This is a genomic window from Xanthomonas sp. LMC-A-07 (assembly GCF_030208825.1).
GTDB classification, from domain to species: Bacteria; Pseudomonadota; Gammaproteobacteria; order Xanthomonadales; family Xanthomonadaceae; genus Xanthomonas; species Xanthomonas campestris.
In genome coordinates this window covers 23,315-38,440 of sequence record NZ_JARVTF010000007.1, presented here as the reverse complement: position 1 = coordinate 38,440, position 15,126 = coordinate 23,315, and the positions used below count along the sequence as shown (strand labels likewise).

Annotated in this window: 13 protein-coding genes; all 13 read right to left on the bottom strand. The window is 62.2% G+C overall.

The window, feature by feature from the left end; all coding sequences use genetic code 11:
- Positions 1 to 303: 303 nt before the first annotated feature.
- Complete coding sequence (locus QRM89_RS07160) at positions 304 to 1,329, bottom strand: TraB/GumN family protein (protein WP_285447692.1); 1,026 nt, start codon at positions 1,327 to 1,329, stop codon at positions 304 to 306.
- A gap of 56 nt (positions 1,330 to 1,385) precedes the next feature.
- Positions 1,386 to 1,883: a cupin domain-containing protein gene (locus QRM89_RS07155; RefSeq protein WP_285447653.1), complete on the bottom strand. Its 498-nt coding sequence runs from the start codon at positions 1,881 to 1,883 to the stop codon at positions 1,386 to 1,388.
- A 34-nt stretch (positions 1,884 to 1,917) separates the two neighbouring features.
- Positions 1,918 to 2,709, bottom strand: coding sequence for a WecB/TagA/CpsF family glycosyltransferase (locus QRM89_RS07150; RefSeq protein ID WP_011037584.1), 792 nt, complete (start codon positions 2,707 to 2,709; stop codon positions 1,918 to 1,920).
- Between the two features lie 7 nt (positions 2,710 to 2,716).
- Positions 2,717 to 3,511, bottom strand: coding sequence for a polysaccharide pyruvyl transferase family protein (locus QRM89_RS07145; protein ID WP_103701180.1), 795 nt, complete (start codon positions 3,509 to 3,511; stop codon positions 2,717 to 2,719).
- 39 nt (positions 3,512 to 3,550) lie between these two features.
- Positions 3,551 to 4,753, bottom strand: coding sequence for a glycosyltransferase (locus QRM89_RS07140; protein WP_103701181.1), 1,203 nt, complete (start codon positions 4,751 to 4,753; stop codon positions 3,551 to 3,553).
- Positions 4,754 to 4,826: 73 nt separating this feature from the next.
- The gene (locus QRM89_RS07135) at positions 4,827 to 6,308 is read right to left on the bottom strand and encodes a lipopolysaccharide biosynthesis protein (protein ID WP_042598478.1); all 1,482 of its coding nucleotides are present in this window, start codon (positions 6,306 to 6,308) and stop codon (positions 4,827 to 4,829) included.
- Between the two features lie 17 nt (positions 6,309 to 6,325).
- On the bottom strand, positions 6,326 to 7,375 hold the full coding sequence (locus QRM89_RS07130) for a glycosyltransferase (protein WP_285447652.1): 1,050 nt from the start codon (positions 7,373 to 7,375) through the stop codon (positions 6,326 to 6,328).
- On the bottom strand, positions 7,372 to 8,514 hold the full coding sequence (locus tag QRM89_RS07125) for a glycosyltransferase family 4 protein (RefSeq protein WP_115540544.1): 1,143 nt from the start codon (positions 8,512 to 8,514) through the stop codon (positions 7,372 to 7,374). Before QRM89_RS07125 ends, QRM89_RS07130 begins: the two co-directional genes overlap by 4 nt.
- 18 nt (positions 8,515 to 8,532) lie before the next feature.
- On the bottom strand, positions 8,533 to 9,651 hold the full coding sequence (locus QRM89_RS07120) for an acyltransferase family protein (RefSeq protein ID WP_285447651.1): 1,119 nt from the start codon (positions 9,649 to 9,651) through the stop codon (positions 8,533 to 8,535).
- Positions 9,648 to 10,931 carry a polysaccharide biosynthesis protein GumE gene (locus tag QRM89_RS07115; protein WP_285447650.1) on the bottom strand — a complete coding sequence of 428 codons (1,284 nt, stop codon included), beginning with the start codon at positions 10,929 to 10,931 and terminating at the stop codon, positions 9,648 to 9,650. The genes QRM89_RS07120 and QRM89_RS07115 overlap by 4 nt, the downstream gene beginning before the upstream one ends.
- A 94-nt stretch (positions 10,932 to 11,025) precedes the next feature.
- Positions 11,026 to 12,480 carry an undecaprenyl-phosphate glucose phosphotransferase gene (locus QRM89_RS07110; protein WP_040941103.1) on the bottom strand — a complete coding sequence of 485 codons (1,455 nt, stop codon included), beginning with the start codon at positions 12,478 to 12,480 and terminating at the stop codon, positions 11,026 to 11,028.
- A gap of 242 nt (positions 12,481 to 12,722) precedes the next feature.
- Positions 12,723 to 14,162: a GumC family protein gene (locus QRM89_RS07105; protein ID WP_029628930.1), complete on the bottom strand. Its 1,440-nt coding sequence runs from the start codon at positions 14,160 to 14,162 to the stop codon at positions 12,723 to 12,725.
- Complete coding sequence (locus QRM89_RS07100; RefSeq protein WP_029216900.1) at positions 14,144 to 14,842, bottom strand: polysaccharide biosynthesis/export family protein; 699 nt, start codon at positions 14,840 to 14,842, stop codon at positions 14,144 to 14,146. The genes QRM89_RS07105 and QRM89_RS07100 overlap by 19 nt, the downstream gene beginning before the upstream one ends.
- Between the last annotated feature and the right edge of the window lie 284 nt (positions 14,843 to 15,126).

Genomic DNA, 15,126 nt, shown 5'->3' with positions numbered 1-15,126 from the left:
GCAGGGGTGGCGCAGTTGCCGCTGGCTTGCACGGCGAGCACAGCGCCATCCGTAGCGATGGGATGGGGATGGCGGCAGTTCGTGCGAGTCGAGACTGGCATCGCGCACCTGGCCTCGCGCGCGCATGCGTGGCGAGCCAGGGTACATGTTGGGCGCGCTGCGGTTTTCGCGCTGACATTCGAATCCGGGTCCGCACTGACCCCGCGGGCCGCCCTCTTCTTTCGGCATCGCATGCAGCATGCATTCGATACACCGGTCCAAGCGCATATCAGACCGCGCGAATCACGCGCCCCCGCCCCGCACTCAGGGCGCCTCGACCTCATAGCCCAGCGCACGCAAGCGCGCGGCATAGCCATCGGAGGCGGTCAGCCGGCTGATCGGCAACACCGCAAAGGTGCTGCGGTTGCGCTGCAGTGCCTGCGTGGCGATCTCCAGCCAATGCTGGCGCAGCCGGCCTTCCAGATCGTTGATGCCGCGCTTCTTGGCCACGCCGGTGCTGGCCATCGCCCCCATGCACGCGGCTTGCGGGTCGGCACGCGGCAACTGGCGCAGCGTTTCGATGTCGCCTACCGACCAGGCATTGGCACGTTCCACCATCGTGGGCAGGTCGCGTTCGACAGTCACCAGGATGCTGCGGAAGCAGGCAGTGTCGTCCATGCCGCCCGCGCGGAAATCCTTGATCGCCTGGCGCGGGTTGTCGATCTTGTATTCCAGCGTGGTCGAGGTCGGCTTGATGCCGGCACGTTTGGCAGCGCGCTCCACCACCGACCAGATCACCGGCGAGCGGGCCAGGCCAGAGCGTTTGAGCGCAGACTGATACAGCTCGCCGGCAGCCAGCATCGGCCGCTTGCGCTCCACGCCACGGTCGCGCCCCATGTAACGCGCCTTGGCGACAGTCCAGCGCGCATACAACTCAGGCGGCAGCACATCGCGCAGCTCACGCCCGTCTTCGTTCTTCATCGCCTTCATCGCGGCAGGCACCAGGGCCAATTTGCCGAACATGCCAACGTCGGCATCCACCTGCACCATCGGCGCCATCAGCACCTGCTGCGATTGGCCGATGATGGTTTCGACCTCGGTCGCTTGCCATTCCAGGTCCTTCGGCAACGGTGACAATGTGCCCAGGATCCACAGCACGTGGTCGCCCTTGCTGACCTTCCACAGGCCGGGGCCGGGTTGCTGCCCGCGCACCACCATGGCTTCCAGATCGACCACCGTTGGCGGCGCTGCCGGCGCCTGCACAGCCGCCTCGACGGCACACGCCAGCATCGGTGCCAACAACGACACCACCACGATTCCTGCCCCCCACACCGCCCCCCTGCGCTGCATCACGTACCGCCTCCCGGTTGGAACGCGGACACTACGCGAACGCGGGCCCGCACGCGTTAGGGAAGCGTTGGCGGCTCTGGCGCGGCGCCTTCGGCAACCAACGCGGCCAGCTGCGCCGCCAGCGGCGAGCCGTCTTCGAGCAGCGCGAATCCTTCCCAGACAAACCCTGGCGAAACCGTGCAGCCCACCAGGGTGAAGTCCCCCAGCGAGCGCGCCGCCTGCCAGCAGCCGGACGGCACCACGTGCATGGCATCGCCACGCTCTGCGGCGTCCAGCACTTCGCGCCGCAACTGCCCGCTTGCTTCGTCGAAGATCAGCAACTCCAGCGGCGCACCTTGCTGCCAGTGCCAGCACTCCTCGGCATCCACCCGATGCCAGCAACTGGCTTCGCCTGCGCACAACAGGAAGCGGATGGCGGTCAGCGCCGGACGCGGCGGCGCACCGCTGTCATCCAGCACCTGGCGTGTCGACGCGTAGACGCGTCGGTAGTGGCCGCCCTCCGGATGCGGGGCAAGGTCCAATGTTCGAATCAGCGCGGCGGCGGTTGGATGCATGCCCGCATGCTAAGCCACACGCCGCCGCCGTGCATCACGCCAGCTGTTTGCCCGCACGCAGGCAGGTGCGGAAGAACACCAGCAGATCCCAGCTGTAGCGCTTGAGCAACCGGCGCGGCTCGTTGAGCAGCCGGTACATCCATTCCATATGCAAACGGCGCACCCAGTTGGGCGCGCGCTTGGCAGTGCCGGAGAGAAAATCCAGCAAAGCGCCCACGCCGAACACCAGCGGCACCTGCAAGGCCTCGCTGTGGTCCAGGATCCACCGCTCCTGCAGCGGGTTGCCGAAGGCCACCAACAGCACGTCGGCGCCGGAGCGATTGATGCGCTCGGCAAGGCCCTCGCCCGCCGCCGCAAATTCGCCATACCCATCGCACATGCCAACGACCTGCTGGCCCAGCGTTCCGGTCAAGGTCGCTGCGGCGGTCTTGCCCACACCCGGGCGGCCGCCAAGCAGAAAGAACTTGAGCGGCTGCGCGGCCTCGCGGCAGAGGTACGGAATCAGGTCGGTGCCGTTGAGATTGCCGGCGAATCGGCGGCCATGGATCAGGCGCGCCGCCAGATCCATGCCGATCCCATCGTTGACGATGCGCACTGCCGGCGCCTGCATGCGCGCGCGCAGTGCCTGGCACTGCACGATGAAATTGGTATTGGCGAAGAACACTCGGCGCGGTTGGTGCGCGGCCAGCGCATGGAACAGATCCAGCGCGAAGGCTTCCTGCGTGGTCGACAACACCGGGAAGCCGCCCAGCGGAATCACCACCCCTTGCGCAGGTGTCGCTGGACTCACCGTTGCCGTCTCCACACCTGCTGGCTGGCCATGCATTGTCGTTTCACCACAAATCGTAAGGGAACGCAGCCAGCAATCCTGCCTGCAAGCGTTCAAGATCGAAACTGCCGTTACCGCCCAGTTCCATGCATTCTTCCACGCTGTGGCCGGCATGCCATTGCATGCGCCCGGTGCCGTGGTAGTAGTCGTCGTACTTGAAACGATCTTCGCCGTTGCCCCAGTCCAGATACACCGCCGGTATGCCATAGGCTTCGGCAAGGATCAGGCCATGCAGCGAACTGCTGATGACAAATTCCGCACCCAGCAGCGCACTCATGAAGGTGGCCGGCTTGACGTTGGGGAACACCAGATGCTCGGCGTAGGCGCTGTACTTCTCAACCGGCTCGTTGAAGTGCGGCACGATCGCGAACGGACGCTTGGTGACCGGGCCGAGGGCGTCGGCGGGGAAAAACTTGGGCATCAGCAGCCCAGGGTCGCCATACACTTCCGGCACGGCAATGCCGCGCGCCATCAGAAACCCGCGTGTCTTGGGGCCACGCACCGCGCGCACATCCAACGCACCGAAGGTATTGCGTTCGGCCGGGATCTTGCCGTTGATGCCACTACCCCACACGGTATCGCCGGTGTTGGCGAAATGCAGCACCGAACCGATCGCGATGAGCTTCTTGGACAGATCACGCTTCTCGATCAGGGTCTTGTCACGCAGGCCGAGCACGCTGGACACGATCACCTTGGACAGGTGATCGCCCATGTTCACGCTGCCGTTCTTGGGCTGCCACCAGTACAGGGCCTTGCGCTCGGTGTGTTCGATCCATTTGTGCAGCAGCGGGTTCGGCATGGTGGTCCTTTGCAAAGAAGTCAAAAAATCGAGCGGCGATCAATGCGCCAACGCGGCGGCGGCAGCGGGAGCTGCTGCGCTGGCATTGGCAGCGGGATACAGACGCGTTTCGGGATAGGGCGTGGGGTCGAGCACGCGATCGGTGGTGTCGGACCAGTTCAAGCATTGACGGTACCGCACGCGCGGCGCCTCCAACGCAAGGCTGATCGCCGCGATCACCGACTCGGCATTGCCCGGCGTGTAGCCAAAGCGGGACTGATATGGCCCGACCACCGCGTTCGGGCACACCGCGGGCAGCCCGAAGAAGTCGTACTGCAATAACTTCATCGAGCTATCAGCCAGGTACACAGGCACCTGCTCGGACGCATACGGCGCGATCCCGAAGCGGGCGTGCTTGATGTAGCCAATGGTCTCTGCGTGCTTCATCTCGCCGTAGACCACCACGTTGTCACCATAGCCGGGATGGCGCCCCATTCCCGAACCGATGACATGGAAGGTCACCTGCGGAAACGCCTTGCTGGCAACCACGAAAAACTCGGGATCGAACAGCATCGATCCCACGGCGACTGCATGAATCCCCTCGCCGTACGGTGACGGGTCACCCAGCTGGTCCAGGTTGTGATCCACGCCATGCCCCACGTGATAGACGTTGTCGCGGCTGGCGATCTCGGTTGCCATTGCCGGCGAGACCAGGGCGATCACATCCAGCTGCGGCGCCACGCGGTCGAACTCACGTTCGATGAAGGAAGCTACGTTGATGGTGCTCAGCCCATCGGAAGCGCGGTAGACCAGCTTGGCCTGCGGATTGAGGCGCTTGGCGAGCTCGATGAAAGCCACCGCGATCCCGCTTTCGAACACGATGACGTCAGACTCGCGGATCCATTGCACTAATGTGGCGGGCGGATGCGCCGCATACCAGCGGAACATCATGTCCTCCACCGGGCGCAGCCAGGACTTGCGGGTATTGAACGGATGCACCAGCGTGCGCCACAGATAGCAGTCCACGCCTTTGTGGTGAACCACGGTGTTGGCCGTGTCGTCCAGCGGCAAGCGCATGTCGCCCTTCATCCGCGACAACTTGCTGTAACGCAGCGAAAAGAAGCGCGTGGTGCCGCGGGTGGCCAGCTGATCGGTGATGAAATGGATATTGGCGCGGCGCGGGGTCCGGTAGTCGTGCGCGGACAGCACCAGATAGCAGGGCCGGCGAATGGCGGTGTCAGGGGCGGAAGACGAAGCGCTCATGGGCCGAATCCTTGTAGTGGGAATGAAGGGACACTGCCGAACTGCAATAACAATCTGGGGTGGTCAGAGGAAATCATCGCTTGCGCTTGGCCTCGCCGAGCAACTTGCGGATGTCCAGGATCGACAACACATCACGACGGAAGGCAGGCCACACCAGGAACACCAACACGCAGCCCACCAGCATCGCACCGCTGCCAGCCAGCAGCTGCTTCCACAACGGCCCGCCAATCCACTGCGCTGCGTAGTACGCCGCAACACCGGCCAGACCATAGCCCACGATCGCGCGCAAGCCGTTGTTGAACAAGCGCAGCGCTGGTGCATTGGAAATCTTGCCAATCCACACCAGTGACAACGGCCATAGCAGCAGCAGGCCGAGTGAGTAGCCGACCGCCACTCCCATCACGCCCCAGACCGAACCGACCAGGATGCAGGCAATCAGCAGCACGCGACCAACCAGCGAGTACACCAACTGCTGGCGCATCAGTCCCTTGGCCAGAAAAACCCAGTACGCCGCATAGGCAACCGCCTGGAAGATGCCCCCGATGGTGAGCACCTGAAACAACGGAACCGCTTCGCGCCATTGTTCACCCAGGACCAGCACGATCAACGGCAACGCAAGTGCGCAGGCGAATGCGAACAGCGCCACGATCAGATGCACCATCACCGTCTGTCCGCGCAACAAAAACGCGTCGAAACGCTCGCGCTCGTCCTGCAATTGCGACAACACCGGCAACGCCACACTGGTCGCAGGCGCATTGATCTGATTCAACGGCATCATCAGCAGCTGAAACGCGCGGTTGTACAGGCCCAGCGCGTCGGCACCGGTCCGTGCCCCAATGATCACCTGGCCGATATTGCGGCTGGCGTAGCCCAGCAACTGCGCCGCCATCAGGTTCCACCCGAAGCTCAAAAAGGTGCGCATCGGCGCATCCTTGCGATAGCCGCGCGGCAACCAGCGTGCACAGGCGACAGCGATCACCAGATTTACCAGCGCCTGCACCACTTGCTGCAAGACCAGCGCCCAATAACCCCAACCCAGCAGTGCCGCCGCGACACCGGCCACCAGCCCTAGCACCTGCGCGCCCACATCGCTCAGCGCCACCTGGCCGAACTGCAGTCCACGGCTCAGATGTGCCCGGTACTGCGTGGTCATGCCATTGAGCAGGAAAGTCACCGCGAGCGCTTGCGAAATGGTGACCAGCACCGGCTCGTGGTAGAAATCGGCAATCCATTGGGCGGCTGCATAGACCACCACCGACAGCACCAACCCGATGCCACTGTTGATCCAGAACAGGTTATCGCGCTGCTCGCGGCTGACATGCTTGGCCTGGATCGCCGCCGATGACAGGCCGAAATCCCGCAAGATTTCCGCCACACCCACAATCGCCGTCACCATGGCCATCAAGCCATAGTCGTACGGCGTCAACAAACGTGCCAGCAGCACGATGCCGCCGAACTGCACGATCATCTTGGCCGACTGCCCGATCATGGTCACGGCGGCGCCGCCGGCGGCACGCGACCCGAGGCTGCGCGGCGGCGGTGTTGGGGAGGTCATGGTCGATGTCTCTGCGGTCACAGCGCGGCGTCTCCATCCTTGCCGAGCGCTTCCAGGTAGGTGCGATAGTGCAATTGCCCGATCCGTGGCCAATCACGTTGCGAAAGATCCGGCGCCGGGCCACGCGGCGCGGCGCGCACCTGATCAAGCATGCCGCTCAACAACGCCGCATCGAATTCACCTTCGTACAGGAACACCCAGCCCGGCCCCACTTCTTCGGCGATCGCGGCGTTCGATTCGCTCCACGGCGCCAGCACGGGCCGCGCCAGCGACAACGCCAGAAGCAAGGTGCCGGAGTTGTGCATCTGCTTGTATGGCAGTACCACCAGTTCGCAGGCACTGACTTCGCGCGCGAGCACCGGCTCTTCGACATAGGCCAGCAGTGCACTGATACGTGCATCCTGCGCACAGGCGGTTTCGACCAGCGTGCGCATCTGCGGCGTCGCCGGGTTGCCGACGATGCGCAGGCTCAGGCGCGGATCTTGCACATCGCGCATGACGTCGAGCAACACCTCAACGCCCTTGTACGGCCGGATCAATCCGAAATGCAGCAGCCGACCAGGCACCTTGGTGCCCTGCTCCATCGTCGCGAACCAGTCGCGGTAATGGCCGTGCAGGATGGTGTCGGTGAACGGCGGCCGTACCGGCGTGGTGGCATTGATGCGGATCCAGCGCCGCGTGAGCTGATCGATCCAGCGCAGCAGCGCGCGCTCGCGCCAGCCGCGGTCTTCATGCGGCGCCAGGTTGTGCAAGGTGCGCACCACCGGCGTACCGGTCAGCTGTAACTTCATCAGCAGCAAGGCTGCGCAGGCCTGCTTGGCCAGCGTGCCCATCTTGCTGGGATGGCGCAGCAGATATTCCGGCCAGTGCAGATGCAGCACGTCGTAGCGCGACAATAACGCATCGCGCATCGAAAAGAAGCGCGGCTGCACCGCGTCAGGCAGCGCATCGTAAAGCTGGGTGAGATACGGGTTGGTGTTGGCGTTCGGCTTTTCGGTGGAAAACAGCACCGTGATCCGGGGCGCCGCAGCAGCGCGCGTCACTGGCAGAGAAGCAGACGCGCTCATCGCACGGCCTCCTGCGTACGTGGTGTTCCCAGCGCCGCGTGGTACTCGTCGATATAACGCCCCACCACGTGACGCCAGTCGTAGCGCGCCACATACGCCATGGTCGCCGTGCGCCGCGCATCGAAGTCCGCATCGGCCTGCAGCGCCAATGCTTGCACGCTGTCGGCCGCGGCCTGAATCCTGTCACGATTGACGATCACACCCTGGCCGGACTCGGTGGCAAGCCGCACGAACGGAGGAATGTCGCTGAGAATCGGGATCAACCCCGCGCTCATCGCTTCCACCGCCGCAATCCCAAATCCCTCATGCCGCGACAGGCACACGAAGAACTGCGCCTGTTGCATCAACGCGCACAACTGCTGCTGCGATGGCGACATGCTCAGCTGCACCTTGTCCTGCAAACCGCGCTCGGCGATGGCCTTGCGCAGATCCGCCTCATTCAAATCGTACTCGCGCCCGGCGATGATCAAGCGCCACTGCGGATCACGCGTGAGCGCAGCCTGCAGCAATTCAAGCGTTTCGATCAGGCCCTTGTTGACCGACCAACGCCCGAAATACAGCATGGTCCGCCCGGGCGATCGAGCGCCCTGCCCTGCATACTTCTCGACGTCGACACCGTTCTCGATTACCCGCAAGCGCGACGGCGCAACCACCTTGGCGAACAGGTCGCCGTCATTCTCGCTAGTGGCGATCACACGCGCATAGGCCAGCGCAGAAGTACGCGTCAGCGTCTGAAACCAGATCTGCTTCATGCGCGACGCATAGGCGGTATGGAAAAACCCGCCATGCGTCGAGACCACCATCGGCTTGCCGTGCAGCGGCTTGGTCAACGCCAGGTAGTCGTAGAAAAAATCAATGCCATGCAGATGCACCACGTCCGCCGAACGGATCGCCCCCAGCACCGACGGCGCGATCGGGTACCGCGATGAACCACGATAGCCAATGCGAGTGATCGGCAACCCCTGATGGACCTCGTGCTGCGCCAGTTGCGCAGAGGGATCGGTGAACACACGATCCAACGTCACGATCTCAACCGTGTCGGCACTGTTGGCCTGATGCTGACGTGCCACGTTCAGCACGACTTCCTCCATCCCCCCGATAGACGGATGGAACTGGCGGACCACATGCACGACTTTCATTGCGAACGGCTCTCCGAGTCAGGAATAGGACGGCGATGCCACTTTGGCGCGCGGCTGTGCAGGCAAGCCAAGCGCCCATGGCGCGACGCGTATCAGCACCCAACGCGCCGGGACACACACCAGCAATGCAATGATGGTCACGAAGATCGCCCAACCAGCGCCTGGGCGCCCACCGGGGAATCCACCCGCCACCGAAGCCACACCCGAGAGCACGAAGAACACCAGCATATGCAGACATAAGATCAGCAGCGTGTTACGCCCCACCCATTGGATCCACGCCCAATGCTGCACCAGCGGCGCGGCGCAGATCACCATCAGCGAGCCCAACAACGCACCGGCGAGAAACAGCGCATGGTTGCGGCCAAATTCGAGCATGTTGATATCGATCCGCCCGTTGGTCTGCGCAATCCATGCAACCGAAAACGCCAGCACCAACATCGCGAGTGCACTGCCTACGATGGATTTCGGCAGGCGTGCCGACAGATGCACCAAAAGTGCACCGATTGCATAGAAAAACAGCGATACCGGCAGCACGTCCAGACCGAAGAACAGGCGGCTGCGTTGCGATGGGAACCAGGCCATCCACGCCCACGCCACCACCAGCGAGATCAGCACGATGACCGGCGGCGACATCACACGCCTGAGCAACGTGTAGGCAAGCACCGTCACCAGCATGACTAGCAGAAACCATAACGGCGGCAACACATACAGATCTGGCCCAACACCGGTGAACATGGCGGTGATTGGCTCCCACCAGGGATGGTTACCCCAGCGTGCAGCTTTCTCGCCAATGTTGCGTGTCAGCAGCCAATACACATACCCCAACAGATAAAACACCAGGTAGGGCGGCAGCAAACTGCGTGCCTGTTTAGCAACGGTCTGCGTCAGGCTATTTTTCTGCGATGCGAAACCGGACGCCAGCCACCCAGACACCATGAAGAACAACGGCACGTGGAAGCTGTAAGCAAACACGGTGAGCCAATAAGGCACGCCTTTGGCATGGCATAGCACCACCAGCAGGATCGCAATTGCTTTGGTGGCATCGATGCGCGGGTCGCGGATCCGTCGCACTGCCACGTCTTCTGCTGGTCCCGTCGACGTCTCCGACGACGTCACTGCCGATGCCGCCACGCTCATCGCACGCTCCCCACAGGCAATGCCAGTTCAGGATCATCCGGAGTAGACGGCTGCGTCACCCGTGTACGCAGCATCGAGGCACCAGCCGGCACCATGTGCCACATGCAGCCGCACACAAACCACCACAAGGCCGACGTCTTGATGGAGAAGTAGCCGTTTGACACCAGCAAGCTCAGCGCGAACGCAAACATCGCCAGGTTCTTGAACAACTGCCCTTCCTTGCTGGGCATCAACAACAGGAAGGAGTAAGACAGCAGGAACGCCAGCACGCCGACAATCGACTGCGAAGCAATGAAGTAAGAAATACCGCTGTCGAAATACCGGTACGCCTGCGCGAAATCCAGGCCCATCCACGACTCGAACGACAGATTGTTCATCGAGTTCACGGTGAAGAAAATGCGCCCCATCGTGGTGTCCTGGTAGGCCGTGATCCCCGTTATCCAGACCAACAACCAGGCGGACGCGATCACCAGCAAGAACAGCAGGAACGCCAATCGTTGGTCCAGCCGTTTCAACAAGGGCGACAGCAGCACCATCAAGACACACGTGCCCGCTGCCAGTCGGCCGTCGGACGCCACGATCATGAAGCCGATCAGCCCGATGGACAACATCAAGACCGCCGGTCGCATCCAGCGCCAGAACGTCAGCACAATCGCAGTGAAGAAGCAGATGTAGTTGCCCATCGTCACTGGCTCGATGAACCACGACGACGCACGCGGCAAATTCGAGCCCGGCAGGAAGTTACGCTCGCCCGGCCGGGTGGCGCTGACGAACAGGTTGCTGTCCTGGTTCCAGAAACCTTCGGCGCTCATCCCGCGTGCGTTGACGAAGAAGCTCTTTGGGTTCACCAGGTCGCCGTAGACGGTAGGCATCGCCAATTCGAACGCGGCGACCAACGACACGATGATCGTCATGCGCAAGAACAGCTTCGGCAGCGAGCCGGTGTACGCCGACCCCAGCACGACGAACGCGAACACCACCAACGCGTCGCGGAAAAATTTCGGGTCAATCTGCCAGTTGACCAGGAACCGGACGAACATGAGCGTGACGATCAACCCCAGCCCACCGACGATCATCGCAATGCGCTGGCGGCTCATCGAGCCCAGTCCGAGCAGGAAGCAGGCGGCGTAGACCAGAAACTCCACCGCATACGTCACCACGGGACGCACGATGAACACATTGGCGTTGATCAACGCCAGCAGCAGGTTGTAGCCCACGCCGGTCAGCAGGGTCAGCTCGATCAGCGCGTTGTGCCAACGCACCCGCGTCTGCTCGCTCATTTGAATCAGCATGTCAGCGCCCGCGAGAGAAAGGCGGCTGCGATGCAGCCGCCCGCGGCGCAAGGTGCGCCAGGTCGCACACTCCCCACCGTCATCAGTACGCGGTCTTCTGTCCGAGCACGCGCACGGCCGTCAGCACGATGATGCGGATATCCAGCCACAGCGACCAGCGACGGATGTAGTCAAGGTCGTACTGGATACGCTTCTTCATCGTCCGCAGCTCCGGGGTCTCGCCGCGGAAACCATTGACCTGCGCCCAACCGGTGATCCCCGGCTTGACGTAGTGACGCTGCATGTAATGGTTGATCAGCTTTTCATAGTGCGTGTTGTGCTGCGCGGCGTGCGGGCGCGGGCCCACGATCGACATGCTGCCACCCAAGACATTGAAGATCTGCGGCAGCTCGTCCAGGCTACTGCGGCGCAGGAAGCTGCCGAAGCGCGTGATCCGCGTGTCGTTCTTGGTCGCCTGCTGGATCGTGGTGCCATGATCGTCATGCACCCGCATCGAGCGGAACTTGAACATGTAGAACTCGCGGCCACCGAGGCCGTGGCGGCGCTGGCGGAAGAACACCGGGCCGGGCGAGCTCATCTTCACGCCTACCGCAATGGCCAGCATCAGCGGCCACAGGCCCATCAGCGCAATCACCGCCAGGATCTTGTCCTGCAGCGCCTTGGCGACCACGAAGTAGTTATCACGATCCACGCCACCCTGACGCAGGTTGATCACCGGCACACTGCCGATCTGCTCGGCGGACTGGTTCAACAGGCCGAAGTCGAACAGGTCGGGCACCAGCTTCACGTTAATCGGGTAGCGATCCAGACGCTGCAGCAGCTGCTTGATGTGGTCGCGCTCGCCGAGCGGCAACGAGATCCACACCTGCTCCACCTGGTTGTTCTTCAGGTACTCGATCAGCTCATCAGGATCACCCAGGCACGGCAGGCCCTGGCGCTGCTCGGTCACTGCCAGATCGTACGGCGTGCGGAAGTAGCCCACCAAGTTCATGCCGACCCACGGGTTACGGCTCAGGTAATGACTGATCTTCATCACTGGATGACGCAGACCGACCACCACCACGCGCTGGACATCCACACCCTGCGTACGCAGATGATTGAGGAAGCCACGCAGCAAGGTGCGTGCGGCCACCAGCGACACCAGGCCGCCGACGAACCACAGGCCAATCCAGCCACGCGACACCTGCTCGCCCACCTGCACGATCAGGGCATGCACCGCGAACAGCGCAAACACACCGCCGAATGCGCCACCCAGCACCATCAGCTCACTCAGCAACCCACGGCCGCGCCAGCTGCGATACAGCGGGAATAACGCAAAGCAGATGACCGAGTACAACAAAGTTGTTGCGATCGCGACCCGATAAGGCGCTGCGGGTACCCAGGTACCGAAAACGATGCGGTATGCGATCAGTCCGGACGCAACGACCATGGTCAGGTCGAACACGCGCAGAACCAGGTCGGCGGCTGCCGAATATTTGGACAACAATCGCGGCGAGGATGTCGTGTAAGTCGCGCTACTCAAGTCTGCCAAAAGCATGGGGATGTCCTCCAAACTCGATACGGCGCATGCGGGGGAACATACGAATCGCACGCGAGCTTTCAATCATCCTGTCGTCCGATCACCGCGGTAATACCTACCGACCCCAGATCGCACGACAGCCCTTTGTTTCAACAGAGACAAACCTTCAAACGAGGGAGCCCGCACCTTACGGGATCCCACCTTTTCCACGCTGAATCAGTTGTCACTTCAATTAACCATCGTTTTGCAACATCACGATGTCAGTTCAACCGCGACTCCGGAGCAGGACCACGCAGGAAGTAGCGAACCAGAGCCACAGCCACGCCCAGGAATACGCCAAAGATCAGGCCCAACGCGAGGTTCAATTTGAGTTTCGGCGAAGTCTTAGACGTAGGCACGTCTGCGGTATCGACGATGGTCACGTTGTTGGCGCCCACGTTGCTCGCCACGCCGATTTCCTTGTAGCGCTGCAGGAGCGCATCGTAGAGCTGGCGGTTGGTGTCGACGTCGCGCTTGAGCATGTTGTAGCGGATGCTGCGGCTCTGCAGATCCAGCTCGTTGGTCCGCAGACCGGCGATGCGGTCGTTGAGCAGCTGCTCCTGATGCACGGAGGCGTCGTAGGTCGCCTTCAACGACTGGCGGATATTGATGACCTCGCCATTGATCTGACGACGCGACTCTTCGATCTGTGCCTTGAGGCGCTGCATCTCCGGGTAATCCGGCTTGAAGGTCGACAGTTTCTGCTGGTACTCGCTGGTCAGACGCACCTGCTCGCTGCGCAGGCTCTGAATCAGTGGACTGCTCAACACCTGCGGCAATGACATGCCATCGCCACTGGAAGCCTGCCGCCAAGCGGACTCGGCCTTGATCCGGGAGTCCTGTGCGGATGCCAGCAACGCATTGAGATCGGTCAGGTTCTGCGCAGGCAGCGAGGGCTTGTCGTCGCCAACCGACACGATCTGCTCTTCGGTCGAATACGAGACCAGATCCTTTTCAGAGTCTTCGACCTTCTCGCGCAACTGCTTCAGGCGCTCGGCCAGAAACTGTGTCGCAAACGAGGACGCCTTCATGCGGCGTTCCTGGGTGCTGACGATGAACACCTTCGGGTACGTATTGGCGATCTTGGCGGCCAGTACCGGGTCCGGCGAATCGTAATTGACGTACACCAGGCGCGAGTTGAGGATCGGCTCGACTACCAGCCCGGCGAGCAACGTATCGGTGAGGCTGCGCTCGACGATCGCCTGCCGCGAATCGAGCGACTTGCCCGCCTCGGGATTCTTTTCAGCGGCCTTGGCCAGCGCCTCGTCCACCTGTTCCTTGAACGCCGGCTCCTGATCGAGCTTGGCTTCCCGGATCACCGCACGCGCCAGCGAACGGCTCTGCAGCAACTGGTACTGGGTCTGGTAGAAATCGCGATCCTGCGGCGATTCCACCGGCATCAGGTTGTCGACGTTCACCACATTGAGCGAGTCACGCTCGATCTGCAGCGTGCTGGTGGCGCGGTACTTCTCGGGCATCAACATCGTGATGCCGAATGCCAGCAGCAGCGCGCCGACGGCGATCAGAATGATCAGCCAGAGCTGCGAGACCAGGGCGCGCCAGTAGTCCATCAAGCCGACATCTGCCAGTTCCAGATGACCATGACGCTGCGACGAAGAGGAACGATTGTCGGAATTCATACTCATCGGTAAGCGCGCCACACCATCACCAAGGGGGTCAGTTCCAGCATGGTGCGCAACCACACGCGCGCATCCGAGCGATACACCACGACAATGTCGCCGCCATAAATCTCAGGATCCGGATTGGCCCCCTTCTCGATCTCGGTCAGGTCGAACCGCGCAATCATTTTTTGCCCGTTGACCATGCGGAACACGATCACGTTGCCGCGGCTTGCCACCGTGCTGACACCCTTGGCCTGCGCGATCGCCTGCTGCAAGGTGAGGTTGGCGCCGATCACCGGGTAGATGCCCGGCTCGTCCACTGCACCAGTGACCGTGACGCGGCGCCCGTTGGACTCCTGTACGAATACCGAAATCTGCGGCTGCTGCAGGTAGCCTGCGCGATACCGATCAGCGACCAGCTTTTCCAGTTCACCGACCCCCAGACCGGCGGCCTTGACGTCGCCAATCAACGGCAATGAGATGTGACCGTTCTGGTCGATGCGGACCTGCCGCTCCAGATCGTCGATCTGAAACACCTTCACCAGCAACAGATCGCCCGGTGCAAGACGGTATTCGGGCTGCACCGTGGACATTGCCAGCGGGTCCGGATGCGGCAGCGAAGACGCCATCTCCGGGCCGGTGCTGCAAGCGCCCAGCGACATCGAGCAGAGCAGAGCCAGGCTGAGGCCTTGGCAGAGTCGTCCGATCAGTTTCTTCATGCGTGTAGCTGGCTGCCTCTGTTGGGTGGGACAGGACCTCGCGCAGCATTCAACCGGCTCAGGCGCCAGCACGAACGTACGACAGGAAGTTGCATCCCGACACGTGACGGGACCAACGTTGAATCGCGTGTTGCAGTGCACTATGGCATAGAACGAACACATCGCAAGGCACAACACGCCATTTTTTTGACGGCGTTGGCCTATTGATTCAAGTTCGTCGCCTCGACGTTAAGAGAACGTGACCCGGGTCGTCATTCCCAGCATACGAACTCTAGCGTTTCCGG